The organism is Mesorhizobium sp. WSM4815 (assembly GCF_055811575.1).
The window spans coordinates 39125-64987 of record NZ_JBVVQS010000093.1 but is presented as its reverse complement, the minus strand read 5'-3'; the positions used below and the strand labels follow the sequence as shown (position 1 = coordinate 64987).

The 25863-nt window shown below is 61.6% G+C and carries 18 protein-coding genes; 4 read left to right on the top strand and 14 right to left on the bottom strand.

All coding sequences use genetic code 11. From position 1 onward, the window contains the following. Positions 1 to 253 precede the first annotated feature (253 nt). On the top strand, positions 254 to 3262 hold the full coding sequence (locus AC0L2B_RS15355; protein WP_473745935.1) for a trifunctional glycosyltransferase/class I SAM-dependent methyltransferase/polysaccharide deacetylase: 3009 nt from the start codon (positions 254 to 256) through the stop codon (positions 3260 to 3262). Between the two features lies 1 nt (position 3263). Here AC0L2B_RS15355 and AC0L2B_RS15350 read toward each other — a convergent pair whose 3' ends face one another. From AC0L2B_RS15350 to AC0L2B_RS15330, 5 genes are all read right to left on the bottom strand, one after another. Next, positions 3264 to 3944, bottom strand: coding sequence for a peroxiredoxin-like family protein (locus AC0L2B_RS15350; RefSeq protein ID WP_091594747.1), 681 nt, complete (start codon positions 3942 to 3944; stop codon positions 3264 to 3266). Between the two features lie 19 nt (positions 3945 to 3963). Continuing rightward, positions 3964 to 7263 (bottom strand): ATP-binding protein, encoded by a 3300-nt coding sequence (locus tag AC0L2B_RS15345; RefSeq protein ID WP_473746021.1) that lies wholly within the window; start codon positions 7261 to 7263, stop codon positions 3964 to 3966. Positions 7264 to 7550: 287 nt separating this feature from the next. Further along, on the bottom strand, positions 7551 to 8936 hold the full coding sequence (locus AC0L2B_RS15340) for a hypothetical protein (protein WP_473745934.1): 1386 nt from the start codon (positions 8934 to 8936) through the stop codon (positions 7551 to 7553). A gap of 58 nt (positions 8937 to 8994) precedes the next feature. Beyond that, positions 8995 to 9519 (bottom strand): GNAT family N-acetyltransferase, encoded by a 525-nt coding sequence (locus AC0L2B_RS15335; protein ID WP_128168936.1) that lies wholly within the window; start codon positions 9517 to 9519, stop codon positions 8995 to 8997. Positions 9520 to 9593: 74 nt separating this feature from the next. After that, on the bottom strand, positions 9594 to 10418 hold the full coding sequence (locus AC0L2B_RS15330) for a hypothetical protein (protein ID WP_023797975.1): 825 nt from the start codon (positions 10416 to 10418) through the stop codon (positions 9594 to 9596). Positions 10419 to 10609: 191 nt separating this feature from the next. Here AC0L2B_RS15330 and AC0L2B_RS15325 point away from each other — a divergent pair, with 191 nt between their 5' ends. Further along, positions 10610 to 12025 carry a DUF5939 domain-containing protein gene (locus AC0L2B_RS15325; RefSeq protein WP_473535942.1) on the top strand — a complete coding sequence of 472 codons (1416 nt, stop codon included), beginning with the start codon at positions 10610 to 10612 and terminating at the stop codon, positions 12023 to 12025. Between the two features lie 51 nt (positions 12026 to 12076). Here the strand turns inward: AC0L2B_RS15325 and AC0L2B_RS15320 are convergent, their stop codons facing one another. The 8 genes from AC0L2B_RS15320 to AC0L2B_RS15285 all read right to left on the bottom strand — a co-directional run bounded on the left by AC0L2B_RS15320 (position 12077) and on the right by AC0L2B_RS15285 (position 23080). Continuing rightward, complete coding sequence (locus AC0L2B_RS15320; RefSeq protein ID WP_473745933.1) at positions 12077 to 12556, bottom strand: class I SAM-dependent methyltransferase; 480 nt, start codon at positions 12554 to 12556, stop codon at positions 12077 to 12079. Between the two features lie 209 nt (positions 12557 to 12765). Next, positions 12766 to 13947 carry an ABC transporter permease gene (locus tag AC0L2B_RS15315; RefSeq protein ID WP_091594734.1) on the bottom strand — a complete coding sequence of 394 codons (1182 nt, stop codon included), beginning with the start codon at positions 13945 to 13947 and terminating at the stop codon, positions 12766 to 12768. After that, positions 13944 to 14942 carry an ABC transporter permease gene (locus tag AC0L2B_RS15310; RefSeq protein WP_023797971.1) on the bottom strand — a complete coding sequence of 333 codons (999 nt, stop codon included), beginning with the start codon at positions 14940 to 14942 and terminating at the stop codon, positions 13944 to 13946. The genes AC0L2B_RS15315 and AC0L2B_RS15310 overlap by 4 nt, the downstream gene beginning before the upstream one ends. A gap of 2 nt (positions 14943 to 14944) precedes the next feature. Continuing rightward, positions 14945 to 16843 (bottom strand): ABC transporter substrate-binding protein, encoded by a 1899-nt coding sequence (locus AC0L2B_RS15305; protein WP_473745932.1) that lies wholly within the window; start codon positions 16841 to 16843, stop codon positions 14945 to 14947. Beyond that, positions 16840 to 18735: an ABC transporter ATP-binding protein gene (locus tag AC0L2B_RS15300; protein ID WP_473745930.1), complete on the bottom strand. Its 1896-nt coding sequence runs from the start codon at positions 18733 to 18735 to the stop codon at positions 16840 to 16842. Before AC0L2B_RS15300 ends, AC0L2B_RS15305 begins: the two co-directional genes overlap by 4 nt. A gap of 165 nt (positions 18736 to 18900) precedes the next feature. Beyond that, entirely contained in the window at positions 18901 to 20241 is a 1341-nt protein-coding gene (locus AC0L2B_RS15295) for an adenylate/guanylate cyclase domain-containing protein (protein WP_287360017.1), read from the bottom strand. A 205-nt stretch (positions 20242 to 20446) separates the two neighbouring features. Next, the gene (locus AC0L2B_RS15290) at positions 20447 to 21790 is read right to left on the bottom strand and encodes a nucleotide sugar dehydrogenase (RefSeq protein ID WP_473746019.1); all 1344 of its coding nucleotides are present in this window, start codon (positions 21788 to 21790) and stop codon (positions 20447 to 20449) included. A gap of 111 nt (positions 21791 to 21901) precedes the next feature. Continuing rightward, positions 21902 to 23080, bottom strand: coding sequence for a DUF3095 domain-containing protein (locus tag AC0L2B_RS15285; protein ID WP_473609567.1), 1179 nt, complete (start codon positions 23078 to 23080; stop codon positions 21902 to 21904). A 73-nt stretch (positions 23081 to 23153) separates the two neighbouring features. Here AC0L2B_RS15285 and AC0L2B_RS15280 point away from each other — a divergent pair, with 73 nt between their 5' ends. Continuing rightward, positions 23154 to 24242: a glycosyltransferase family 4 protein gene (locus tag AC0L2B_RS15280; RefSeq protein WP_473745929.1), complete on the top strand. Its 1089-nt coding sequence runs from the start codon at positions 23154 to 23156 to the stop codon at positions 24240 to 24242. Then, positions 24239 to 25003 (top strand): polysaccharide deacetylase family protein, encoded by a 765-nt coding sequence (locus AC0L2B_RS15275; protein WP_473745928.1) that lies wholly within the window; start codon positions 24239 to 24241, stop codon positions 25001 to 25003. Before AC0L2B_RS15280 ends, AC0L2B_RS15275 begins: the two co-directional genes overlap by 4 nt. A gap of 1 nt (position 25004) precedes the next feature. Here AC0L2B_RS15275 and AC0L2B_RS15270 read toward each other — a convergent pair whose 3' ends face one another. Then, a complete protein-coding gene (locus AC0L2B_RS15270; RefSeq protein WP_128168946.1) occupies positions 25005 to 25859 on the bottom strand; it encodes an MBL fold metallo-hydrolase in 855 nt (284 codons plus the stop codon). Positions 25860 to 25863: the final 4 nt, after the last annotated feature.

The following is a 25863-nucleotide window of genomic DNA, read 5'->3' as shown; positions in this document are numbered from 1 at the left end:
GACGTCCCTCTGCGACAGCTGGCGCCCAAGCTCGGCGGCACGGATGCGAATGCTGCGCCCGGCTTCCAACATCTGTAGCACGACAGGAGCAAGCTCGCTCTGCAGCCAAATGGCGGCGTCGCGGCGGCTCGGAAGCGTTCGCAGGAGACTGTTTGGACGCAGTGTCGCTGAGGACCGTTTCCTTTGGCAGGAAATCGCCGGCTATGTTTCGGGACTCTTGTTCTACCTTCGAACCAGGCGCGGGTAAGACGGCGTGGCGCATAATCCCTTGGTTTCAATCGTGGTTCCTGCGCACAACGCGGAGGTAACGCTGCCGCGCGCACTCGATTGCCTTGTCGATCAGGAAATAGTGGATTGGGAGGCGATCGTCATCGACGACGCCTCCGCTGACCGCACCTCCGCGATCATCGCCGGTTATGTGGAGCGCGATGCCCGGTTTCGGACGTTGAGCTCTTGCGCGTATAGCGCCGCCGGCGCGCGCAACAGCGGGATCTCGACAGCGCGCGGAAGCTGGCTCATGTTCCTGGATGCTGACGATTGGGTGGACGCCAGCTTCCTTGCGAAAATGCTGGCCGCACTGAAAACCGCGCCCGATGCAGTCGCCGCCTATTGCGGTTCCCGGCGCGTGATGCCCGATGGCGAACTCACCCCGTCGAGCATCCCGACGGAGGTTGCGATCCAGCCCTTCGAAACATTCGCGCGCCGGTGTGCCATCCGCACTCACGCGCTGCTCGTCGACCGGGAGACAATTGTCGAGTTGGGCGGTTTCGATGTGTCGCTGCGCACCTGCGAGGACTGGGATCTGTGGCAGCGCCTCGCACGTCTAGGCAAAAATTGGGTGATGGTCGACGAGCCGCTCGCTCTCTATCGTATCAGCCCCAACGCGCTCTCCCGCAATTCGACGCAGATGCTGGCAGATGCGAAAATCGTGATCGCCCGCGGCTTTTCTGCTGATCCCAGGGTCAAACAGCCGCCATCGGCTCATGCCAATGGAGCGATCGAGGCGAACGGCGGCACCGCTTCCGAAGCACTCGCGTGGTTCGCGTTGTGGAACGCCGCGTCGGATTGCGGCAGCGGCCGCCGCTCGATCAGCCCGCAGACCCTGCGCGCGCTCCCGGCAGGACGTAAGTGGGCGCATGACATCGCCAAGGTGGCCTTCGATGGCCTTATGGTAGGAAGCCTATCGGTGCCAGCGCAATTGGCTGCCAAATGGGACAGGTTCGGCGGCTCCATCACCGAGTTGATCATCGAACTCGGCAAGGTCTGGGACAATCCCGTCGCGGGTCGCCGCGTCCAGTATCAGCTTGAGCAAATGCTTCTCGACGTAGACGATCTTGCCGCGCCGCGAAGGCTGGCGCGGACGCTTCGAATTCGCGTCGATACTCAAAATCCGACCTCGATCGAACTTCCGGACGGAATCGATCAAATTTATGCCTATCTGACGATGGATGGCCAGATCGAGGCTGTCGCACAGTTCGGCGTACTCGGGAAAGTGACAAGGCGCCATTGGATTGAATTGATCCGGGATTTCGTGCCCCCTGAGCGGCTTACACAGAATGCCGCGCGGCTTGCGAGGCGACCGCCGGTACATGCCCCGCAACAGGGCGCCGGTGCCGACAAGTCAAACATATCTGCAGCCGAGGCATTGTCAGCCACAGCCGAACGCGGGCCTGATCCGGACAGCCACTTTGGCAAACTCGCGCAATTGGCCGCGCAAGCGCGGGAGCTGGTTCGGTCGAGCGCCGAACCTGCGGAGCCTCCTGCGGCGCCGCGACGCGCACGGCCCAGGCACGACAAGGATCGCACGTCGTTCTGGAATGGCTATTTCGCGACCGAGGATCCCTGGAACTACGGTTCCTCCTATGAGCAGGAAAAATACGAGCGGCAGCTCGAAATCCTGCCTGCCGGTCCTATCGGACGGGCGCTTGAGCTGGCCTGCGCGGAGGGCCACTTCACGCGGCAGCTGGCGCCGCGAGTGGCCCATTTGACCGCAACCGACATCTCCGCCGTCGCTATCGGGCGAGCGCGCGCGCGATGCAGCGATCAGCCGAATGTTGAGTTCGGCGTACTGGACTTCTGCGCGGACACGCTGCCTGGTGAGATGGACCTGATCGTGTGTTCGGAAGTGCTCTACTATCTGGATGATCTCGCCGAGTTGCGGCGCATCGCCAAAAAAATCGTCGAGGCATTGGCGCCTGGCGGCAGTTTCATCAACGCACACGCATTCGTATTACGCGACAATATTGAAAGGACCGGCTTCGACTGGAACACATTCGGTGCACAAGCGATCTCAGAGACGCTGGCAGGGACCGAAGGTCTCGTCCTCGATCAATCGATCCAGACCGAGCTCTATCGCGTAGACCGCTTCCGCCGCCAGTCACCGGACGAGGCGGCGACGGAACCGATGATTGATCATGCGCCAATCCGCGCGCGCCTCGAAATCGGGGTCGCGCGAAATATCGTCTGGGGCGGGGCGCGGGCCCTGCGCCGCGACGTTGCGCGTAGCGAGCGGCGGCAGCGTATCCCTGTCCTCATGTATCACAGCGTCGCCGACGAAGGTCCGGCCGCGCTCGCCCGTTTTCGGCTCGCGCCCGCCGCATTCCATGGCCAGATGGCATGGCTGCGCGCCAATGGCTTTCACGCCATCATGTCCGAGCAGCTGGAACGGTTCATCGCCAACCGTCAACCTGTCGCCGGCCGCCCAGTGCTCATCACCTTCGACGACGGCTTCCAGAACTTTGCCGACCATGCCTGGCCGATCTTGCGGGCCAACGACCTGACCGCGGAAGTGTTCCTGGTGACGGACCTGGTGGGGGAAAGTGCACTGTGGGACGCCGACAGCGGCCCGCCGACGCCGCTTATGGACGCCGGCACGGTGCGACGTCTCGCCGCCGAAGGTGCGTTCTTCGGAAGCCATCTGGCGACGCATCGCGCGATCGATGGTCTGTCGAGTTCTGACTTGGCCGCCGAGCTCCTGCGCTCTCGCATGTTCATCGAACGGTGGACCGGTCGGCCAACCACGGCGTTCGCGGCACCCTTCTCTGTCACCGACCGACGGCTTGGCCGGCTGGCCAAGGAGTGCGGCTATCGGATCGGCTTCGGCGGCAGACACGGGCCGGCGGACCTCGATTGCGATCCCATCGACCTTCCGCGCATCGAAATTCGCGGGGATCGCTCACTCGATGACTTTGTTGCCAGGGTCGAGGCGGTGCTGAAGAGCGGTGAACTTGTCAGTGTCCCGCCCGTTTACCTCGTTCGCTAGTCTATTGGGCGACTTGGGAAACGGCTGACATCAGCTCCTGCGGGTTTGGCGCCCCAAACATGTATCGCCCACCCTCTGGAATCTCGGTGAAGCTCCAGCGGACGATCCCCTGCCGGTCCAGCAGGAACTGACCGACCAGTTGTCCGTGTCCGGTTGCGATCATCTGCTCGTCGGCTTCGGTCAGTTCGTAATGGTCCCTCTTGTTGAGGAGTTCGCTGGCCGCAATAGGATCCATAGGACCAGGCAACTCGCCTGGTATGTCGACCCGCATATCCTTTGCCGCTGCCATCGAGACCTTGTACGGCCAGTTCGTCTCGTTTTCGGTGAATTCGAGATTGGGCAGTCCAAAAGCACGATGTGATGCGCGTTCAGGGTCGGAGGCCGCAAGCAGATTCGGCATCGGGTGGTAGCGGAAATAGAGACGCGCCCGTTCGATCGGCGTGTTGACCACCGTCAGGCTCTCCACGCCCTTTTCGCGCAGCTCCGGATCAAGCCGCGCCTGGGCGGCGATATGGCGCCGGCAAAACGCACAATGCAGACCTCGAAACAGGCCGACCAGCACCGGCTTTTGTCCGCGAAAGTCGTCAAGCGCGATCTTGCCTTCCTGGGTAATGGCGTCGAGTACCACGTTCGGCGCACGGTCGCCCGGTTGAAGCGGTACCAAGTCGCTACGCGCGGACATTTCCAACCTCCGACCCCGGTTAATCGAGAAAAGGCAGCACCACAAGCGCTTCCGGGTCGAGCCCGTGCTGGGCGCATATACCCTGCGCCAAGGAAAAGTAGCGTTCGGCCTCGGCCAGATTGTCGAGGTCGAGATTAAGCGTTGCGAGACCATCATAGCACGGAAACAGCAGTTGGGGTTCGCCCGTTTCGCGGGCTACGTCCAGTGCTTCGTGGAACAAGCCAACCGCTAGTTCCGGATGGCCGTTGCACTGGTGGATCTGCCCAAGCACGATCAACGGCACCGGCAGGTGCTCGCGCTGGTCGAGCGCCCGGTCGATCTCGATGGCCTTCTCGGCAGCAGGCACGCCCTCCGTTGGACAGCGATCCGTGAAAGTACAACAAGCGACCGCCAGATTGGCGAGGAGGCGCGCCTGGAAACCCAAATCACCAATATGGCGCGCCACTTCAAGACCGCGCCGACAGACCTCCATCGCCTGTGCCGGATCGATGGTCGTGTAAAGCACGCCCAGATTGGTGTAGCCGCGGCAGGCCGCGCCCAGCAGACCGGCGGCTTCGGCCAATTCAATGCTACGCTCAACCTGACGCACGGCTTCACGGTTTCGCCCAAGGCGAGCCAGCGCGACAGCCTTGGTATTAAGTGCCTCGGCGGTCACAAGGGTGGCATCACACCCTACCTCGGAGACATGCTCCGTCGTCAGAGAGCGTACGCAATCCAGCGCCGCGTCTGCCCATTTTGCCGCGAGAGCGTGATCTCCGCTACGGAACGCCTGTCGGCCACGTTCTTGCCAGAGATGCGCCTGCTCGATCGGGGCATCCGCTCCATCGAGGAGCGCTGCCGCTTCAGCATAGCGGGATTCTGCGTTGTCCCGCTTGCCGACGTCCCAGAGCAGCCGACCCATCTTTCGCAAAACGCGCGCCGACGCGACACGATTGGCTGACTCGCGGTATGCCTGCAACGCCGTTTCGTAGTGGCGGTGCGCGATCTCGCGGCGGCCCATCGGGCCGCTCAAATCGGCAATGCGCTCTGCAATTTCCAGTTTGAGCGGTGTTTGCCCGATCGCGCTCAACGCAGTCAGTGCTCGCTCGTAGAAACGAAGTGCGTCGTCGTTGGCGTATATCATGCGAGCGCGATCGCCCGCCGCCTGCAGGTAATGCGCGCCTCTCTCCCGCTCGGCGCTCTGTGCGAAATGATGACCGAGCACGGTCAAATCCTCGAGCCGTTCCGGCTTGTCGCCGCACAATTGCTCCAAGGCAGCACCGACCCGCCCGTGGATGTCGGTCCGGCGTTGCAGGAGCATGTTCTGGTAGATCACATCCTGCAGCAATGTTTGCGTAAAGCGGTAGCTTTGCGACGAGACCGAGCCTGATCCGGCAACTTCCTCGATGATTTCCGCATCGCAAAGCAGTTCGCAGCCGGCTTCCAGCCGGCCGGGGTCGGACGTCACCGCTTTCAGAACTGTGGCATCGAAGCGCGGGCCGATGACCGCGGCTTCCTGGGCCAACCGGCGCACCTCTTGGGGCAGCCGGTCGACGCGAGCAAGCAACATCGCCTGGATAGTGGCGGGAATGCCGGTTGCGACTTCGCCTGCCGCAGTCCGCCATCGCTGGCCCTCGCGCATCAGTACGCCGCGATCGATAAGGCCGCGGACGATCTCCTCTACAAAGAGGGGGTTGCCACCCGCGCGCTCGAGGATCTGGTCGAGAAGCCCTCCTGCGGAGTTTACCCAGCTTTCGCCGAAAAGCGCCGCCAGCAGGCTGCGACCTTCATCATTGTTGAGCGGCGAAAGCCTGAGCGCTGTGTGACTGACCCGGCTTGAGCCGAGCTGGTCGTTGTCCGGCGCCGGACGATGCGTGACCAGCAACATCAAGCGCGTCCGTTCCAACCTGTCCATCACGAAACGTAGTGCCTCGAGCGACACGGCGTCGGCCCAGTGCAGGTCTTCGACGACAATCAACAGCGGCGACAACGCAAGCCGCCGTTCGATGATTGTGCGGACTGCGTAGAGAATTTGCCGTCGCAGCTGCTCGGGCTCGACATGCTGCAAGGTGGCATCGGGGTCGCCAAGGCCGAGCACATGGTAGAGCAAAGGCATCAGCCGCTTCGCCTCCTCGCCCTCCAGGCCGAGATTCGCAAGCAAGCCTGCGAGCTTCCCCCGCATTTCGTCCCCATTGTCGTTCTGCATCATCCCGGCAGCGCTGCGCACCACTGCGCCCAAGGCGCCAAATGATTGTTCGCCCAGCGGTGAGCACGTGGCCAGCCGCACGGCGACGTTGCGAAAACGATCCTCGTCGCCGACGCGGGCGACGAACTCCTTCACCAGCCGCGATTTCCCGATACCGGCTTCTCCGACGAGGCGGACAAGTTGGGCCGAGCCGCCGCACGCCTGGTCAAGGCTGGCCAGCATTCTATTGAGCTCGGCACCACGACCTATCATCGGCGCACTGAGGCCGAGCACCTCGAGCCCACGTGCTGCACGCGGCGCCGCAAGCGGTGCATCCAGCCGATGGACGAGCACACTGCCAGCCTTGCCGCGAAGCACGACATCACCCAGCGACTCGTAAGAGAAGGCATGCCGGGTCAGCCTGTGAGTGAGCTCGCCTACCAGCACCTCACCCGGTGCGGCCAGCGATTGCAGGCGTTGCGCCGTATTCACTGTGTCGCCGGTCACCGAATAGGATTTGGCCGTGCCGACGCCAAATCCGCCAGTGACGACCGGACCAGTGTTTATGCCGATATGGAGTGACAGAGGCGGGCCGGAGTGGCGGGTGCTTTCGCCGAGCCGCGCCGTCCGGGCGATCATGTCGAGAGCGGCGCGAAGCGCACGTTCCGGATCGTCCTCATGCGCGACTGGCGCACCGAACAAAGCGAGCAGTGCATCGCCGATGAATTTGTCGACGAAACCACCAAAGTTTCGCACGGCCGCCGTCAATTCCTTGAACAGTTCGTTCTGCAGCGCTTGCATGACCTCGGGGTCGAGCTGCTCGCTGAGTGTCGTGAAGCCGCAAAGGTCGGCGAACAGGACCGTTACCGTCCGGCGTTCGGCGTCAGAGACGGGATACAGCCCATCTTCGCTTTCGATGTTCGGAAGCAGCGACGGAGTTCGAGAAGGCTGGACAATGGTCCGGCTTGGCGTCGGAGCAGGCCGTTCGACGGCTTTTGCGGGCGCCCCGACGCTTGCCCCACATTTCGGACAGAACTCGAAATCAGGTGCGCAGCGGTAGCCGCAACTGGCGCATGGCACGGGCTGGCGCCTGCCACACCTCGGACAGAAAGCGTAACCGCCCTCAACCTCGAAACCGCAGCCCGAGCAGTCCATCGAACAAGACCTCACTAGGGGCCGTGACGGCGTGATCTCGCTACGCACTTCACGGCCAAGGTTCACAAGAATGAACCGATAGCCGTCGACCAGCAAGCGGCAGCGCAAATGGGCATCGAGCGATCCGTGTGGGTCCGGTGGCATAGCGCTGCCGATCGAGGCGGAAGCCGTCGTCGAAATCCCGAAATGCATCAGCGTCAAGGAAGCGGCCGGATCAGACGCCAGAGGCTCACCGATAGATCGCCGTCGCTTGCGGTTGCGCACCAGAAAATCAACCTGAAGTAGGCTCAGTTCGCCTTGATCTCTGCCTGGCCGATCTTGCGCCATCGGGCGTTTTCGCGAACCAGCTTCAGGTCGTCGGTCGCCTCGGCAAACGTCCGCAAACGGTATTTCCGGAGCAGGGCCGGGAAGAGCGCCCCTTCCGGCAGTCCGGCAAGCTGCTCGCGGACCGAGATCTTTTCGTCGATGACCCGCATGCCCCAGGCATTTTCCCGAACCTGCAGCTCCGCAGCCAGATCGCGCTCTTCCGGCGCGTTTTCATCTAGCGCAGCCAGCAGGATCGAGTGGAAAAGCGCTACATAACCAATCTGTCTCAGGCCGCCCACAACCCGCACGCGCGGCAATATGGCCAGGACGAGGAACATCAGGAACAAGTTCGGCAGCAGCACGCCGTCCAGCAGCGCCTGCCTGAGATGCGGCCGCTCGAACGGGATGGAAAGACCATGCGGCCTGCCAGGCTCGATCAGGTGCCCGTTCTCGAGGACGAGCTTGCGCACGCGCTCCTCGCGGATACCCCAGAAATAGGCCGTGGCATTGGGCAGGAACCTGCCAAATGGGCTCGAAGCGGCTGCTTGCAAGGCACGTTCGAGACGCTGGCGCCTTGCGGGCTCAAGGAGCAGCCTGGAAACAAGGCTGCCGTCATATTCCAGATGCCGCGCCATGGCAGCCGCGGCGAGCCGATCATCGATGAAAACCGGCTGGGCCATGCCGGAATGATCCCAATCGGCGACCAGATCCTGGTTGAGGGCTGTCAGCGCATCGGCGGCGGTTCCAAACACCTTGTCCTGGCTGGCAAGCAGTGTGCCCAGCCAGCGGCTGGCATCCGTTTCGTCGCTCACCGCTTCGAGCGCGCGCTTGTTGAGGGTGACGGGACCGGCCACGCAGGCGCTTTTGCGGCACAGTTTGTGGCGCCCCATGCCAAACAGGTTGACCTTGTCGTCACCGACATCGAGCCATCCCGGCCCCTCCCGGCCAATTGTCTCCATGGTCATCGTCGTTCCCATGAAGCTGAAGAAGGCCGACAGCTCGTTTTCGACCGCGCCGAGCCAGGCAACCAGGAGGGCATCGAAGGTGATCCGGTCCATCAGAAGCAGGCAGTGCAGGCCGGACTGAATCACCGGTCTGTACTCGAACTCGTCGAGGATCTTGCCGATCTCTTCGGGCTGCATGATCACACCAAGGCGCTGGTGCAGGACTTCGCGCAGGATCGAGCGGGCAGCAATCGCCGGGCCCGATGCAGGCCTTGCCACCGGTCGCCACAGATGGCGGGCATAATCTGAAACCGGTGCATTCCAGTTCTGCTCGATGTCGCGCACGACTTCCGGGCAGAGCAGCGACAGCACTGCCAGAATTTCCGCCGGAGGCGTAGGGGATGGGTCAAAGACGGCGGTCATTGGTCCCGTCTAGCCGCTTGCCGTGCAAACGCCAAGGGAGACCAGACAACAGCGGATATCAGAACCGCAGCCGGGCCATGCTCAGGAGGTCGTGGTACTGCCCGTCGGTAAACCCGGCCTTCACATGCCGGCCTTCGACCTCGAAGCCGTGGCTTGTATAGAGACGGACGGCCGGCTCGTTGTCGGCAAAGACGGTCAATTCGACTCGCTTCAGGGCGCGCCAGTTGTCGGCCACGTCAAGCAGCGCGCCAAGTATGGCAGAGCCGATACCCTTGCCGACAAAGGCATCGTCAAGCCCGATATTGATCTCGCCGATATGCGAACGGCGCGGCGAACCCTGCACGACCAGGCTGCCATGGCCGACGACCTTGCCGTCCAACTCGGCAACGATCCAGGTGGTTTCCTGGCCGGACTTGGCGATGCGCCGCTCCACCTGCTCCACCATCTCGAAGGGCATCCTGAGCGTGCCCCAGCGGAAGCCCGGCATGTTGAAGATAGCGCAAAGCGCCTCCGCATCGCTTAGCCGGACGGACCGGAGCTGCGGCTGGATTTTCTTTGGGGATGGCGAGGTCGTGCTGGTCATGGCTTTCCCGGCAAAGGCGATCGGCCCGGCACGATGCACCGGACGTCACCTGAAAATCCAGCGGTCTCTTCAACCTATGACGCCGATTGCGAGCTAAAATACCGGGAGGCGGCGTAGAATTTGAAGACGCCGCTGATGCCGATCCAGCCGAAAAGGCCGAGCCAGCACAATGTCCTGGTCGCTGTCCAGTCAATCCGGTGCACCGCAGCGTCGGTGATAACGAGGCCAAGGATGGCAAGCAGGCCAGTGAGAAACTGCGCCAGGCCGAGCACCAGCAGTTCCTCGCGCGGCGCGCTTCTCCAGACGAGATATACACCGCCCGCACCGGCCAGGAAGATGGCGCTGTAGACCTGAGCATGGAAGGCATCGATCGGCCATGGCCAGAGGCTGCCGAATGTCAGGGGAAACAGCAACAGGCCAAGGCCATAGAGCCCAAGGATCGCCGATTCCACCGGCATGTAGCCGCGCCATGCCGGATTTAAGGTCACGCCTTTTGCAGAAGGACGGGCCTTGGCCCTCCACAGGAACAGCCCGGATACCGCGACCGAAGCGAGATAGACCAAAAACCAGAGCCAGGGCGCTTTGCGCTCGAAGTTGAAATAGCCGAGATTGATGAACGAAGCCAGCGACACGATGACGGTGAAGATGAAGGCCATGACGAGCACGAGCCTGCCGGGCGACCAGCGATTCCAGACCAGCAGCGCCGCCATCACGACCATTTCGGCGGTGTAGAAGCCGCCGAGGAAGCGGGCATTGAACGGCGTCACGGCCCAAGGCCAGCGCGGCTTGACCAGCACAGGCGCGAAAAACAGGCCGGCGCCTACGATCAGCACGATGATGACCACCACAGAGAATAGGCGCAGGGCCGCGGGAAATGGCGGGTTGTTGGATGTCGGCATGGGAGAAAGTCCCCAAGATGAATGCCCCATGGACCATCATAGTGCCGCTTGCGGCCGGTGAAAATCCGCCGAATGGAAATTGAACTGTCACCATGCCCATCTATTCGATTGGCCGTAGGATGCGTTTCGAAGTAAGATGGAGAACTGGGACCAAAGACGCCTCCGGGGGCGCATTTTCCGGAGCCTGCACGATGAACGAAGCTCAGGATCTGTTCTCGCTTCTGCGGCAATCGACCGGTGTCGATCCGCAGGCAATCGACGCGATCAAGCGAACCATCGCGGAGGGCAAGGACCGCGAACTTTGCCGCATCAATGCGCCAGCCTTCGCCAGCAAGCATGGCCTCGACGAGGAACGCGCCATAAGCGCCTTTCTCCATGCGGCACGGGTAGGCATCTTCGACATTTCCTGGAATGTTCTATGCCCCGGCTGTGGCGGCGTGCTCGACACAAACGCCACGCTGAAAACCCTGCAGAAGGACGAATACACCTGCGCGCTGTGCTCCGAGGGCTATTCGCCGACCCTCGACGAGATGGTCGAGGTGACATTCACCGTCAGTCCCCGCGTGCGCAGGATTGCCGCCCACAATCCACACGAACTGCCCTTGCTGGAATATTACCGCCAGATCTACTGGGCGTCCGGCGTCGATCTGCCGGAAGAGGATTTCGCGAAAAAGATCGAAGCGTTCTCGCTGGAGGATATCGAGCTTGCCCCCGGCGAAAAGGCGGTTCTGCCCATACAGCTTCCGTCTGAATTCGTCATCGTCTTCGAGCCGGTCACCCATTCAGCACAGTTCATCGACGTGAAGGGCGAACCAACAAAAGAGCGCCGAAGCCTCTCTTTGGTCTTCGACCGCGACCATGTCCAGAACCAGACGCTGGAGATGCAACCCGGCCCGTTGCGCATTTCGCTGGAGAACAGGACCGACACACGCGTGCTGCCGACGGTCTTCATCGCCGGCCAGGAATTGCATGGTCTCCTGGGTAAACGCCGGCCCTTCCTGACCGCCAAGCGCCTGCTCACCAACCAGACGTTCCGCGATCTCTATCGCACGGATACGCTCGACATCGACCAGCGCCTGAAAATCACCAGCCTGACCTTCCTGTTCACCGACCTGCGCGGATCGACCGAGCTTTACGAGCGGGTGGGCGATCTTTCGGCCTTCGATCTCGTGCGCGTGCATTTCCAGGTTCTGCACGAGATCGTTGCGGCGGAGGCAGGCGCGGTGGTCAAGACGATCGGTGATGCGGTGATGGCGACCTTCGCGACGCCTGATCGTGCGATTGCTGCGGCCCTCAGGATGCGCGATGCCATGCGTGAGCTCAACGACAAGAGCGGGCGCGAGGATCTGCTGCTCAAGATCGGAGTCCATGCCGGCCCGTGCATCGCCGTGTCCATGAACGAGCGACAGGACTATTTCGGCCAGACGGTCAACATTGCTTCGCGGGTCCAGAACCTTGCCAATGCACAGGCGATCTTCGCCACTCGTGCCGTGGTCGGCGACAATCTCACCGCCGATCTGTTGCACAGGAACGCGCTGACGCCCGTGCCCCACGACGTCTCGCTGCGCGGCATTGAGCGGGAGATAGCAGTATTTATGATCCCCTGAAGATTTGGCCCCGAAGATTTGGCCGCCAAATGTTTGGGTCGTCTCGGCCCCTCACACGCGCCTGCAGACAAAATAACGATCGGCGGGCACCGAAGGCGGCGGCTGGAGGCGTTGCAACAGCGGGTGGTCGAGGGGCGTGCCGCTGACCGCGAAGCCGCCGACGCGAAGCAGGCGCGCGATCAGATCGGGAAGCCAGGTAGAGGTCACTGCGTCGCGATCGTCATAGCCGGTGCCGATGTCAGCATGAACGAGAGCCGCGTCGCTGCCAATGAACCTCTTCGCCGTCTCGCGTATTTCGCCGAGCACGAAGTCTTCAGCGTCGGGAATTGAGCTGGCGTGTGCGCTAAGTTCACGGTCGAACACCACGATCCGGCGTCCGGGCAGGCGCTCGCGCAGATGGTGGTACGTCCGGCCGTTGCCAAGGCCGAGCTCGAGCACCGGCCCTTCCATCTTCGCCACCTCGGGGCAAACCTGATCGAGAATGTCGCGCTGTGCGGTCATCCTGCTGATGAAATTCTCAAGGCGAGTCATATGCGTGTGTGTCCTGAAACCAGCTCAAGAGATCAGCAATGCCCGCGACCAGAGCGGTTCACGGGTGAAACCCGAGGGCGACATGTTAACCGCCGATCGCGTCCCGGCACGTATAGAGGCGAACGATGAACCCTGCAACAACCGAACAGGCTGCCGACAGGATCATACCGGGTGGAGCGGGTGGCCCGGCGCGCGGCGGAATAGCGATCTCACTTGTAGGGATCTGCGGCGTCCCGCAGGCCGTCGCCGAGGAAGTTGAACGCCAGGATGACGAGAATGACGGGGAGCATCGGCAAAAGCAGCCATGGATAGAACGCGATGACGCTGACGCTGCGCGCCTCCGTGAGCAGGATGCCCCAGCTGGTTATCGGCGCCCTCAGGCCGAGCCCGAGGAAGCTCAGCGCCGTCTCGCCCAGGATCATGCCGGGTATGGAGATCGTCGCCGTCGCGATCAGATGCGACATGAAGCCGGGAATGAGATGCCGCCCGATGATGCGGCTGCTTCTGGCGCCCATCAATTGCGCAGCCAGAACGTAATCCTCCTCGCGCAACGCTAGAAGCTTCGAACGCACGGCCCGCGCCAATCCGGTCCAGTCGAGTAGCCCGAGGATGACGGTGATGCCGAAATAGATCAGGATCGGACTCCAGGTTATCGGCATGATCGCCGCCAGAGCCAGCCATAGCGGAATACTGGGGATTGACTGCAGAACTTCGATTATCCGTTGAACGATCAGGTCGAATATACCGCCGTGATAGCCAGCCAGTCCGCCGATGACGATGCCGAGCAGGAAGCTGAAACTGATGCCGACGAGGCCGATTGTCAGTGAAATGCGTGCGCCATAGATGATGCGCGAGAGCACGTCGCGCCCCAGCCTGTCAGTGCCGGCCAGAAAGAGCTGGCCGTTTTCGGCAGGGCAGACAAAATGCCTGTCACCTTCGATCAGGCCCCAGAACCGATAACTGTCGCCCTTGCAGAAGAAACGGATCCGCTGAACATCATCTTGATTCTCGATGTAGTTCCGCTTGAGCGTGTCCATATCCAGCGTCATCTGGCGGCCATAAACGAACGGCCCGACGAACTGGCCGTTGTGGAACAGGTGCACCCGCTGCGGCGGCGAATAGATGTAGTCCATGTTGCGCGTGTGCAGATTGTAGGGGGCCAGGAACTCGCAGATCAGTATTCCGAAATAAAGCGCTGCCAGGAATATGCCTGAAATAACGGCAAGCCGGTGCTCCCGGAATTTCCACCACATCAGCCGCAACTGCGACGCCTGAAAGACCTTCGACTGCTCCGGCGTCATCGCCTCGACCGACTCCAGGTCAAAGGGCGCGGTGGAAACGTAGTGTTGCAGCGGAGCACCCGGAGCGGGCAGCGGCGAATGCGTGCTCATTTGGTGCTACCGCCCTGCAAACGAATTCTTGGATCAAGCAGCGCCAGCGCCAGGTCGGAAATCAGGACACCGATGACCGTCAGGAAGGCGAGGAACATGAGGAACGACCCTGCCAGATACATGTCCTGGCTTTGCAGCGCCTTGATCAGCATCGGCCCGGTCGTTTCCAAAGACAGCACGATCGCCGTGATTTCGGCGCCGGAGATGATGGCCGGCAGGATAGAGCCGATGTCGGAAATGAAGAAATTGAGCGCCATGCGCAGCGGATATTTGACCAGCGCCTTGAACGGATGAAGTCCCTTGGCGCGCGCGGTCACGACATATTGCTTGTGTAGCTCGTCGAGGAGATTGGCGCGCAGCCGCCGGATCATGCTTGCCGTGCCCCCGGTGCCGATGATCAAGACCGGAATCCAGAGATGGGCGAGGATCGACTTCGCCTTGGCCCAGCTCATCGGCTCGCCGAGATATTGCTGGTCCATGAGATGGCCGATGGATGTGCCGAACCAGATGTTGGCGAAATACATCAGGATCAGCGCCAGCATGAAGTTCGGAATGGCAAGGCCGAGAAGGCCGAAGAGAGTCAGGCCGTAGTCGCCCCAGCTGTATTGATGCGTGGCGGAGTACATGCCGATCGGAAAGGCGATGAGCCAGGTAAAGATGATCGTGACGAAGGAAACCAGCACGGTCAGCCACATTCGGTCCCCGACGACGTCGCGGACCGGCAGCTCATATTCGAAGGAATAGCCAAAATCGCCGCGCAGCATCCCGCCGACCCAGTAGAAGTAGCGAATGACCGGTGGCTGGTCGAAACCATAGTCCTTGCGCATCATCTCGATGCGATCGGAATCCACCGCTTCGCCCTGAGCCCGAAGCTCGGCAACATAGCTGTCGAAATAGTCGCCAGGGGGAAGTTCGATGATCGTGAACACCAGTGCCGATATGACCAGCAGCGTTGGAACCATCACGGCAATGCGCCAGACAAAATATCGAAGCACGCTCAGGACTCTCCAAGCCAGAATGTATCCGGCATGTAGACGCCGAAATAGGCGGTCGGGTCGTAGCCGTAGAGCGCCTTGTCAGGCAGATTGCGCAGCCGCGAGGACACCAGAACCGGCTGATGCGTTCCGTTCACGGTGCCGATCGAAAACACCTGATCGGTGTAGATCGACAGCATTGAATTCCAGATTTCGGCGCGCTCCGTGGCTTCGGTCGATGCGTTCCAGCGCTTGAGCAAAGCCATCAGCTCGACCACAGGCGGAAGATCGGGCGCCTCACCGACCTTGCCATGAGACAAGTAGTGAGCACCCCAGAGCGGCCATTGCAGCTGGTCGTCCATAGTTGGGGCCAACTGGTACGGGTTCATATCGGCGGTCGGCACGCCATTGTCGATGCCCGACCACATCGACATCATGATCTGGCCGCCAAGCGCGCGGCTGCGGAAGATATCGCGCTGCGAAGTCCGGATGAACAGGGCGATCCCGATCTTGCGCCAGTGATCGGTGATGAGTTCGAGCGCGTCGGTTTCCAGCGTGCTTTCGCCGGCCGTTTCCACTATGATCTGCGCAGGGCGTCCATCGGGAAGTATCCGCATGCCTTCATCGTCACGCGTCTGAAGCCCGACCTCGTCGAGCAGGGCATTGGCCTGGTCGGGATCATGGGCGACCCAGGCTTTCGCGAATTCCGGCCGGTAGAGCGGGCTCTCCGGCAGGACCGTATCGGCACTTTCCTGTCCCAGTCCGTAGAACACGGCCAAATTGATCTCGCGCCTATCCACAGCGAGCGAAAGGGCGCGGCGCACGCGAACGTCACGAAGAAGGCCACGCCACACCTGGTCGGCACAATTCAGATTGGGCAGCAGCGCCAGCCGCGAACCCTGTGTGCGTTTCCAGAGATGCATCTTCACCGGGTAGCGCTTCTCCGCATCCTTCAGGAAGGAGTAGTCGGTGAAGTCAATTCCCATGCTTTGCAGGTCGCTCTCGCCCGCACCGGTCTTGGCGGAAATGATCGCCGGCGAGCTGACATTCATGACAATCCGGTCAACATAGGGCATTTGCCGGCCATTCTCGTCTACTCGATGAAAGAACGGGTTGCGCTCGAAGACGAATTGCTCGGCCGGGGGCTTGGTCCGGTTCCGCCATGGATCGAGCGTCGGCAGTTCCGGGTTCTCCGGGCGATACTGCCGCGACATGCGGATATGCAGGAGCGTCCATTTCTTGGCCCGGTTCTCCTTCATCAGGCCGGCGAGCCGAAATGGATCCTGGTATTTCTTGTGGAACTGCTTGAGATAGGTGGCCGGCAGAACCAGCGATAGCGGCGAAGCAGCAGCAAGCTTGGGCAGGAAGTCGGGATTGGGCGCATCCCAACTATAGCGGACCGTCGACGGATCGACGATCTCGAAGCGTGGCGGCTTGGCGTTCGCCAGCAGGGCAGGGGCAAGCCCGCCTTGCGAAAGCTCATCGTTCAGCCAGACGTCTTCCCAGCAATAGCGAAAATCCTCCGGCGTCAGCAGGCTACCGTCAGACCATTTATGGCCTTCCCGAATCTTGAAAGTGAAGACGCGATCATCCGCTACGTCGAAACTTTCGAGAATGTCGGCTTGCAAGTTGAGCTTTTCGTCATAGCCGACCAGGCGAGCATACCCGTAGATCGTCATCATCCGGATATCTTTCTGGCTGCCGATGATCGTGCGCAGCGTGCCGCCATACTGGCCGGGCTGCCGGCCCATCGCGGCGAGGTTCAACGCGCGCGGGCTCTTGGGCAAGCGTTCGGCGAGTGCCGGCAGCGCCTTGGCCTTCAGCTGCGGCTGAAGAAATTCCGGCTCCAGATCGCCGGCGCGCGACGTGCCCGGCAGAAATGCCGAAGCCATAAGTCCAAGGACGGTGCGCCGGCTGATCAATGGCGTAACTCGCTAACATCGGCCGTACGCCGGGCCAGCACGAGGTGGCCGCCCCCAAGGTCGAGCGGCGACAGCATATCCTTGTCGCTCTCGTCGCGGAATTGCGGTCCCCATGCGCTGGTGTCGGAAGCGCCGTCGAGCTTCAGCGTTGTGAAGTCCATCGGCCTGTCGAGATCGGGGAAAGGTACTGCGGCGACCAGTGAGCGCGTGTAGGGGTGGACCGGTTTCCTAAGCAGAATTTCGCGCGGCGCGAGCTCGACGATACGGCCGCCGCACATCACCGCGATGCGGTCTGCCATGTAGTCCACCACCGCCAGGTTGTGGGATATGAACAGGTAGGTCAGGCCCAGTTCCTTCTGCAGGTCCTTCAGAAGGTTCAGGATCTGCGCCTGGACGGAGACATCGAGTGCCGAAACCGGCTCGTCGCAGATCAGGAGTTCAGGCCCCAGCGCCAACGCGCGCGCGATGCCGATACGCTGACGCTGCCCGCCGGAGAAACTGTGCGGATAACGCTTTATGAAGCGCGGATCGAGCCCGATTGCCTGCATCAGGCTCTTGACTGTGACGAGTCGGGACGCGGCATTGCCACGTTGATGGATCTCCAGCGGCTCGCTCAAGATGTTCTCCACCGTCATGCGAGGTGAAAGCGACGAAACCGGGTCCTGGAAGACCATCTGGATTTTCGCGCGCAGCATGCGCAGGGCGTCTCCCTCGGCTTCCAGGACGTCGATCGGACCATCGCTGCCGTTGAAGATCACAGAGCCGCCGCTTGGTGTGACAGCCCGCATGAGGACTTTGCTGACGGTGGTTTTGCCGGAGCCGCTTTCGCCGACAAGACCCAGACACTCACCCCGCCTGATATCGAAGCTAACGCCGTCGACGGCGCGAACAGAGGTTTGATGATCTCCGCCGAACCATCCGGACTTGCGGATGGTGAAGGTCTTTGTCAGATCCCTGACCGACAGCAGGATGTCGTCCGGCCCCTTCGATGCCGGCGCCGTCTGCTTGCCGAGCAGGTTCCCGACATTCACCGGCACCTCGCGGAGCGCCTTTAGCCTTTCGCCAGGCTTCAGGTCGAAATGCGGAACGGCTGCCATCAGGCCCTTCAGGTAAGGGTGGCCTGGCCGGCGGAATATCGCCTCGACGGGTCCCGCTTCCATGATCTCGCCATGGTACATGACCACCACCTCGTCGGCGACATTGGCGACCACGCCAAGGTCGTGCGTGATCAGCAGCATCGCCATGTTCAGCTTGGCCTGAAGCCCGCGCAGCAATTGCAGGATTTGCGCCTGGATGGTGACGTCCAACGCCGTTGTCGGCTCGTCGGCGATCAACAGGGCGGGCCGGCAGATAAGCGCCATGGCGATCATGGCGCGTTGACGCAATCCTCCCGAAAGTTCAAACGGATACATGTCATAGGCGCGCTTGGGGTTGGGAAAGCCGACAAGGTCGAGCATTTGCTCGGCCCGCGCCTTGCGCTCCGCCCGCGCCATGGGCGTATGAATCTGCAGGGATTCGCTGACCTGATTGCCGACCGTGTGCAGCGGCGACAGTGATGTCATCGGCTCCTGAAAGATCTTGCCGATGCGGCTGCCTCTCAACGCCCGGATTTCGGGTCCGTCACGCGGCATCTGCAGGATATCCTGCGTCGTGCCGGGCTTTTCAGGATCGGAAAACAGGATACGGCCGCGAACATGGGCTGTGTTCGGCAAAATGCCCATCACTGCCTGGCTGAGAACCGATTTTCCGGAACCGGACTCGCCCACAAGCGCAGTAACCTTGCCGGGCAGGACGCGAAGATTTGCACGCCTGACGGCATGCAACGGTCCCCCGATAATGGCAAAAGAGATGCCAACATCCTCGATCCGCAGCAGATCAACACCCGAATTCATTCTCACACCAGCCCCACTCTGGCAGCCCGCCGGGCGGCGGGCCCAGAAAGCGAGACTAACGCATTGGCAGCGCAGAGCAACTTGGATTCGAAATCGGTCGCCAGTTCCCTGGCGGAACCGGCGACCGGACTGCATCCGAAAGGCGTTCGGATCAGATCCCGGCGGTTACTGGAGCTTCCTCGGGTCGGCCGCCGACAGCCGCGCGGCATCGCGATGAAGCAGCATGACCTGCTCGGCGTCGGATATTCGGTCGTGGATCGGCTCCAGCGCACCGTCCTCATCGAGTGCGAGAGCACCCGACAGATCGGGTGAAAGCACCGTCAGCTTCTGCTTGATGCCCGCCAGTTCCTCGTTGCCGAGCGTCAGCCAGCTGTTGGCGCCGCAATAGCCGGCGAAGTCTTTGCTGGCGAGAACGCTGTGCGGATATTTCTTGGTCAGGGTCTGGAGGCGCTGGACCTCGTTTACAGCCGAGCCGAAGACAGAGAATGTGAGCCGGTCGGTAAGCCCGACATTGCCGAACATCACATTGCCGACATGCAGGCCAATGCCAAATTTTATGTCGCCCAATCCCTGCTCCTTTCTGCGCAGATTGAGATCCATCATGCGCGCCGTGGCCTTGTGCGCTGCCGCAAGAGCAGCCTGGCAGGCGATCTCGGACTGCGAGCGGTGCCTTTCGCAAGGGTAGACGGCAATGAAGCCATCCCCCAGGAAACTCATGATCTGCCCGCCTCGGCGATTGAAAGGTGCAGCAATGGCATCGAAAAACTGGTTCAGCGTATCGATGTAAATTTCGCGGCCGGAAGTTTCGGCAAGCCTTGTCGACCCGCGCATATCGGCCATGACCAGTGCGGCCCGGATTGTGTCGCCCTCGCCGCGCTTGATCTGGCCGTCCAGCACGCGCCTGCCGGCGTCGCCGCCGAGATAAGTGGTCATCATGTTGTCGGCCAGCTTGGTGAGCACCGCCATCTTCGTTGCGATAGCGAGATGGTTCTGGATGCGCAGCAGCGCTGAAATCATGTTGTCGCTGAAGCCTGCAGCGCTGTCGGTGGACCAGGATCCCATCATGCCCTGACTGGTATTGCCGTTGAAGGGATGGACGAAAGCCATGTAATCGGTCACGCCCATAAGCCGGAGATCATCGAAAACAGGAAATTCCGACGGCATCGACGGGTCGAGCCGGCGCCGCAGATGGTCGAGCTTGTTGCTGAGCAGATGGTAGTATGGGCTGGTCAGGAATCTGTCAGAATGAACGCCGTCCTCTTTGCGGAAGCCTTCCACTTCCATGCCTTGGCCGCGAAGCCAGGTGAAGCCAAGCGCGTCATAAAGCGGATGAAGCATCGAAAAGCTCAAATGCACCCGCTTCAGCGGCAGGCCGGCAGCAGCCAGCCGTTCACAAAAGCCCTTTACCAATGTTTCCAAGGCGTCGCCCGCCAGCGCCGATTGGGTCAGCCAATCGGCAACCTTGTCCATGAGAATGGTGGAAATTTCTGCTTGCGCTGTGCTCATGCTATCTTGAGACCCGTCGAAGACGAGCCATTCTCCATTGATCCGCCATAACACGCTCCGCTAACGACCCCAGAGACAAGACCCCCGAAGTCAATGAAGCCGGCTTGGGGCAAAAGCCGGCGAAGGGGCATTATGTGGCGAGGCTGCCGGCGGAGTTCAATCACGATCCTGACATCAGGCAAAAAACTCGCCAGCCCAGACGCCGTCAGGCCTTCACCACCGTCTCTCGGGCTAGCCCGAGGCGGCCAAAAACATTGCGTGTGTCGACGATCAGAAGAGCGTGATCAGCGATCGCCTGATAGTCGATCGCGTCGTGGTCGGTTGCAACGACGACAGCATCGAAATCCTTCAATACCGCCTCGGTCAATTCGACCGAGCGCCGCCCCTTGATCGCCATATGTTCCCGTGTGGCCGGGATCTCGGTAACATGCGGATCGTGGAATTCCGCCTTGCCGCCCCATTCCTCGATGAGTTCAATGAGCCGCAACGAGGGGCTTTCGCGGATATCGGGCACATTCTTCTTGTAGGCGAGCCCGATGATGAGAATGCGCGAGCGGCTGAGCGCCTTGCCGCAGCGCTGGTCCAGCGCCTTCGCCAGTTCATCGACCACATGACGCGGCATGGCCGTGTTGATCTCTGCCGCCAGTTCGATGAAGCGGGTCGGCATTTCGTATTCGCGCGCCTTCCACGTCAGGTAGAAGGGATCGATCGGAACGCAGTGCCCGCCAAGTCCGGGGCCAGGATAAAAAGGCATGTAGCCGAAGGGCTTGCTCTTTGCCGCCTCGATCACCTCCCAGATGTCGATGCCCATCGCACCGAGCACGACCTTCAACTCGTTGACCAGGGCTATGTTGACCGAGCGGAAGATGTTTTCCGTCAGCTTGACCGCCTCGGCGGTCGCCGTGGTCGAAACCGGAACGACGGTCTTGACCACGCCCTGGTAGAAAGCCTGCACGAGTATCGCCGCTTCAATGCCGTCGCCTGCCACGACCTTGGGGATCGTCGCGACTTCAAAGCCGCGGTTGCCGGGATCCTCGCGTTCGGGCGAGAAACCGAGGAAGAAGTCTATCTTCGACTGCAAGCCGGTCTCTTCCAGTATCGGCTTGATCACGTCGTCGGTGGTGCCGGGATAGGTGGTCGATTCCAGCACGATCAGCTGGCCGAGACGCAGATGCTTCGCGACGGTGCCTGCTGTGTTCCTGACAAAGGAGAGGTCCGGCTCACGGTTTTTCGTCAGCGGTGTCGGAACGCAGATGATGATGACATCGCAGACGGCCAGTTCGGCAAAATCCGCAGTGCCGCGGAACCGTCCGCTCGCCACCTGGTCGGCAAGGGCTGTCGACGTCACCGCCTCAATGTAGGATTGGCCGTTGTTCAGGCTCTCGACCTTCTGGGTTTCGATGTCGAAGCCGGAAACCGGGAAGCCGGCGCGTGCGATCGCAACTGCCAGCGGCAACCCGACATAGCCCAGCCCGATCACGCCGACTTGCGCGGCGCGCGTCGAAATCAGGTTCAGAAGACAGTCATATGTCGATCGTGAGGCGTCCAAAAATCTGCTTTCCGTCAATTCGGACAGGCCGTCCGCGCCTATGGCGAGGCTCACCTGGTTCCCCAAGAACCCCGAGGCATATTGCGGAAAATCGATTTCCGCAAGCTGTCGTCAGACCGGCACCTTCGCCTTCAGGCTTGCGGCGGCCATCGCATAGCCGCCGGCGGCGCCATCGATGAAATGAACGTGATCGCGCTGCAGCGGCGAGGCGACGAGGCATGTCATCAAGGCCGATTTCTGGCGGTGCAGGCCATAGTTGCAGATGCCCGCCTCTTCCGCCTGTTTCAGCCGGTTCTCGATCCGTTGCAACACATCCGCGTCAACGTCGATAGTCATCTTCAAGCCGTCGTCGAACTTCCGGAAATCCGAATTGCTGGCCACGTCGCGTTTGTAGATCTTCGGATCGAAGCTGCCGATCGTCCAGCCATATCTATCGGTGACAGCCGTAAGCGTCAGCTGGAACAATATCCACAGCTTCGACAGCCACCGCCATCCTGCCGGCGCCATGGCCCGCGCCTCGATATCGAGGCCGGCGGGCGAAAAACTGTAGGCCGGACCGTTCACCGGCAACGGGTGGCCATCGCGTTCCTGCCCCCCGGCAAGGGCGATGATGTCGGAAGCCAAAGACTGAAAACCGCGCAAGTCGCGCGACGGCCCCGGGATGGCTATGATCGAGACGATTTCGCCGTGCCGGGCGTCGATCGGGTTCCAGCGGCAGGAGAGGCCGGTAAGATCCGGCCGTGTGCCGGCCGGCGCAGGATCGATGCGGTAACGCCCCGCTTTCATCTCGGCTTCCGCCCAACTGCCGCCACCGCCCGCGAACATGGCATAGAAGACCGCTTCGGAGGCCCGGAACCTCGCCACGCGAACGTCGAGGCCTTGCGCTCTTATATCCTCTATCGGCACGATTGCGGCACGCAAGGTCAGGTCCAGTTCGTCCGCCACCCATCTCTGGACAGCGGCCAGCGCGTTGCGGGTGATCTCCAGCGCTGAGCCGGGAAACGCCACGAGCGCGCCGTCGCCGCCGAAGACAAAGGGAAGATCTCGCCGACCCAGCGCATTGAGCAGCGCCGAGATAACGCTGGCGCCGGCCATATTGACGGTTTTATAGCGCCCAGCGTCGATCGCCTTGGTCGAGCCGACGATGTCGGCGGTGGCCAGCGCCCAGCCATCCGGGAGGGGCCGATAGTTATCGATATCGGCAACGCTTTCGAACCTTGCGAAGACCGGCAAAGAAGCGACAAACGGATCGGACGCTGCAGCTGTTTCCATGAGCATCAGATACCACATTCCACTGCTTGAAAGTGAGTCGATCATGCTTCGAAATTGACTTGCGCAGGCTTTCCGATGATAGGGTCCGACGATGCGAATTGCCTTCTACGCGCCGCTGAAGTCGCCCAATCATCCCGTTGCCTCCGGCGACCGCCAGATGGCACGGACGCTGGTCAAGGCGCTGGAGCATGCGGGGCATAGCGTCGAACTGGCATCCGAATTGCGCTTCTATCTACGCGAACCGGTTCCGAAAAGTTTCGATGCCCTCAAGATCGAAGCCCGAGAGGAAGCCGCGCGGCTAAAAAAGCTTTGGGATCGTGACGGCAAGCCCGATCTCTGGTTCTGCTATCATCCCTATTACAAGGCGCCCGACCTGATCGGACCCGAACTGGCGTCGGCCTTTGCTATCCCCTGTGTGACAGCGGAAGCCTCCTATTCAAGGCGGCGCAACGCCGGTTTGTGGGCCGACACGCAGGCGTTGGTGGCGCGAGCCGTCGAACAGGCAGCGCTGAACATCTGCTTCACGCAAAGGGATCGTCAGGGACTGACAGATGCGATCCCCGACGCCGCTCTCGGTATGCTTTCGCCCTTCATCGACACATCGGCATTCGGGGAAATGCCGGCACGGGGTTGTCCGACGCGCCTCGTTACCGTCGCCATGATGCGCCCGGGCGACAAAGTCGAAAGCTATCGCATGCTGGCGCAAGCGCTCGGTCCGATCGGCCACCTGCCCTGGACCATGTCGGTCGTCGGGGATGGGCCTGCCCGTGACGAGGTCAAAGCGCAATTCGCCGGCTTGCCCGCCGACCGTATCGTATGGCTTGGCGCGATTGAGCCAGCCGCCGTGCCGGATGTCCTCTACAGTGGGGGAATTTACGTCTGGCCGGGTTACGGGGAGGCCTATGGCGTTGCCTATCTTGAAGCACAGGCCGCCGGCCTTCCGGTGGTGGCTCAGGACATCGCCGGCGTGCCGGAGGTCGTGCGGGATGGCCAGACCGGGTTTCTCACCCCGCCGGGCGATGTGGCGGCGTTCGCTTCTGCCATTGAAAGGCTTCTGGCCCGTAACGACGAAAGAACCATCATGGCCGCGGAAGCCAGACGTTTCATCCTCGAAGAACGCTCCCTCGGTGTTGCAGCGGGGCGTCTGGCCGAACTTCTTGCGAAGATCCCGGTCTCATGACATCCGATCGGATCTGGCGGCCCTTGGTGAAAGAACTGGCGTGCCGGCAACGGGCGGACCGTAAGGCAGAGTTCTGGCTGCGTGACGATGACGCCGTGGATCCGACGCCTGCGCTCGATCGGCTGCTCGACCTCACCGGTGAATTCGCGGTTCCGGTCACTCTGGCCGTCATTCCGGCCCTGACTGATGAGAAGCTTGTCGCCCGGCTTGACGAGGCGCCGCATGCCGCGGTCGCCATCCACGGCTGGGCGCACCGAAATCATGCGCCCGAGGACCAGAAAAAGCAGGAGCTCGGCGCGCATCGGCCACGCGAGGCGGTGCTCGATGACCTGGCTCGCGGGCTGTCGCATATAACCGGCCTGCACGGCGCACGTGCCGTTCCGATGCTGGTGCCACCCTGGAACAGGATCGACGCCGGCTTGGTATCCGACCTTGGATCGATAGGATTTGCGGCATTGTCGGTCTATGGGCCGCCGAAGCCGGCTCCACTGGCGGTCATCAACAGCAATGTCGACATCATGGATTGGCATGGCACGCGCGGCTGCCGAGATCATGGCCTATTGGTTCAGGCTATCATCGCGCAATTGCAGCGTGCAATCGACGGCGGCGAACCGGTCGGCCTGCTTACCCACCATCTCGTACATGATGAATCGGCCTGGCTGTTCCTCGAACGGCTGTTCACAGTCACCGCACAGACTGAAGCTTGCGCATGGCTTCCGATCGGGACATTGATCGGGCGCAGCGCCGGTAGAGGAAAATAGCTCAGCGCTTTTTGTGCAACGAGCCCGGAAATTCGAGCGTCTGGCCATCCCGAGCGGCAAAAGCGCCGGCAAACCTGTCTTTGGCCAGTTGCTCGATCTCGTCCAGTTGCTCGTCGGTGCGTGTCGGATCGTGGTGAAACAGCGCAAGCCGCCGCGCACCGGCCGCCTCACAGAGCTTGACGCCCTGTTGCCACGTCGAGTGCCCGTTACCGCGGCGGCGTTTCATTTCCTGGTCGGTGTAGGTGCAATCGTAAATGACGAGGTCGGCATCTTCGATCAGGGCGAGCACCGCCTGATCGAGTTTGTCCGGCTCGTGCTCAGTGTCTGTGATCACCGCCACGACCCGGCCGCCCCATTCGACCCGGTAGCCTATGCAGCCGCCCGGATGGATAAGACTGCCGGTTCGGACCACCACCCCTTCGCGCGGGCGAAGCACGTCTCCGGATACGAAATCGCGGCAGTCGAGGCTTGCCTTGCAGATCTCCAGTTTCACCGGAAACCACGGCGGCCGCATGAACTCATCGACCATCTGCCGGGTCGTCATGCGTCCTGCAAGATGCCCGGACCAAAGCGTAAGCTTGACGCTCCGGTCATAGATCGGCGCAAAAAACGGCAGCCCGATGATGTGATCGTAATGGCAATGGGTGAAAAACAGGTCGAAATCGGTCACGCCTGACGCCCGAAGTGCGGCGCCGGCAGGCCGTAGGCCAGAGCCCGCGTCGAACAGAAGCGTATGCTTGCCGCATCGCATCTCAATACAGCTCGTGTTGCCGCCATAGCGAGAGAATTCTGGCCCTGATACCGGAGTGCTGCCGCGCACGCCCCAAAACCTGACCAGGAAAACTTCGTAGTCCATGCTA

Excerpts from the sequence above, each read along its gene's own strand:
- AC0L2B_RS15295 (WP_287360017.1), bottom strand. The coding sequence starts at position 20,241 with ATGAGCACAGCGCAAGCAGAAATTTCCACCATTCTCATGGACAAGGTT.
- AC0L2B_RS15330 (WP_023797975.1), bottom strand. The coding sequence starts at position 10,418 with ATGCCGACATCCAACAACCCGCCATTTCCCGCGGCCCTGCGCCTATTC.
- AC0L2B_RS15275 (WP_473745928.1), top strand. The coding sequence starts at position 24,239 with ATGACATCCGATCGGATCTGGCGGCCCTTGGTGAAAGAACTGGCGTGC.
- AC0L2B_RS15320 (WP_473745933.1), bottom strand. The coding sequence starts at position 12,556 with ATGACTCGCCTTGAGAATTTCATCAGCAGGATGACCGCACAGCGCGAC.
- AC0L2B_RS15335 (WP_128168936.1), bottom strand. The coding sequence starts at position 9,519 with ATGACCAGCACGACCTCGCCATCCCCAAAGAAAATCCAGCCGCAGCTC.
- AC0L2B_RS15315 (WP_091594734.1), bottom strand. The coding sequence starts at position 13,947 with ATGAGCACGCATTCGCCGCTGCCCGCTCCGGGTGCTCCGCTGCAACAC.
- AC0L2B_RS15285 (WP_473609567.1), bottom strand. The coding sequence starts at position 23,080 with ATGTGGTATCTGATGCTCATGGAAACAGCTGCAGCGTCCGATCCGTTT.
- AC0L2B_RS15325 (WP_473535942.1), top strand. The coding sequence starts at position 10,610 with ATGAACGAAGCTCAGGATCTGTTCTCGCTTCTGCGGCAATCGACCGGT.
- AC0L2B_RS15300 (WP_473745930.1), bottom strand. The coding sequence starts at position 18,735 with ATGAATTCGGGTGTTGATCTGCTGCGGATCGAGGATGTTGGCATCTCT.
- AC0L2B_RS15340 (WP_473745934.1), bottom strand. The coding sequence starts at position 8,936 with ATGACCGCCGTCTTTGACCCATCCCCTACGCCTCCGGCGGAAATTCTG.
- AC0L2B_RS15280 (WP_473745929.1), top strand. The coding sequence starts at position 23,154 with ATGCGAATTGCCTTCTACGCGCCGCTGAAGTCGCCCAATCATCCCGTT.
- AC0L2B_RS15345 (WP_473746021.1), bottom strand. The coding sequence starts at position 7,263 with ATGGACTGCTCGGGCTGCGGTTTCGAGGTTGAGGGCGGTTACGCTTTC.
- AC0L2B_RS15270 (WP_128168946.1), bottom strand. The coding sequence starts at position 25,859 with ATGGACTACGAAGTTTTCCTGGTCAGGTTTTGGGGCGTGCGCGGCAGC.
- AC0L2B_RS15350 (WP_091594747.1), bottom strand. The coding sequence starts at position 3,944 with ATGTCCGCGCGTAGCGACTTGGTACCGCTTCAACCGGGCGACCGTGCG.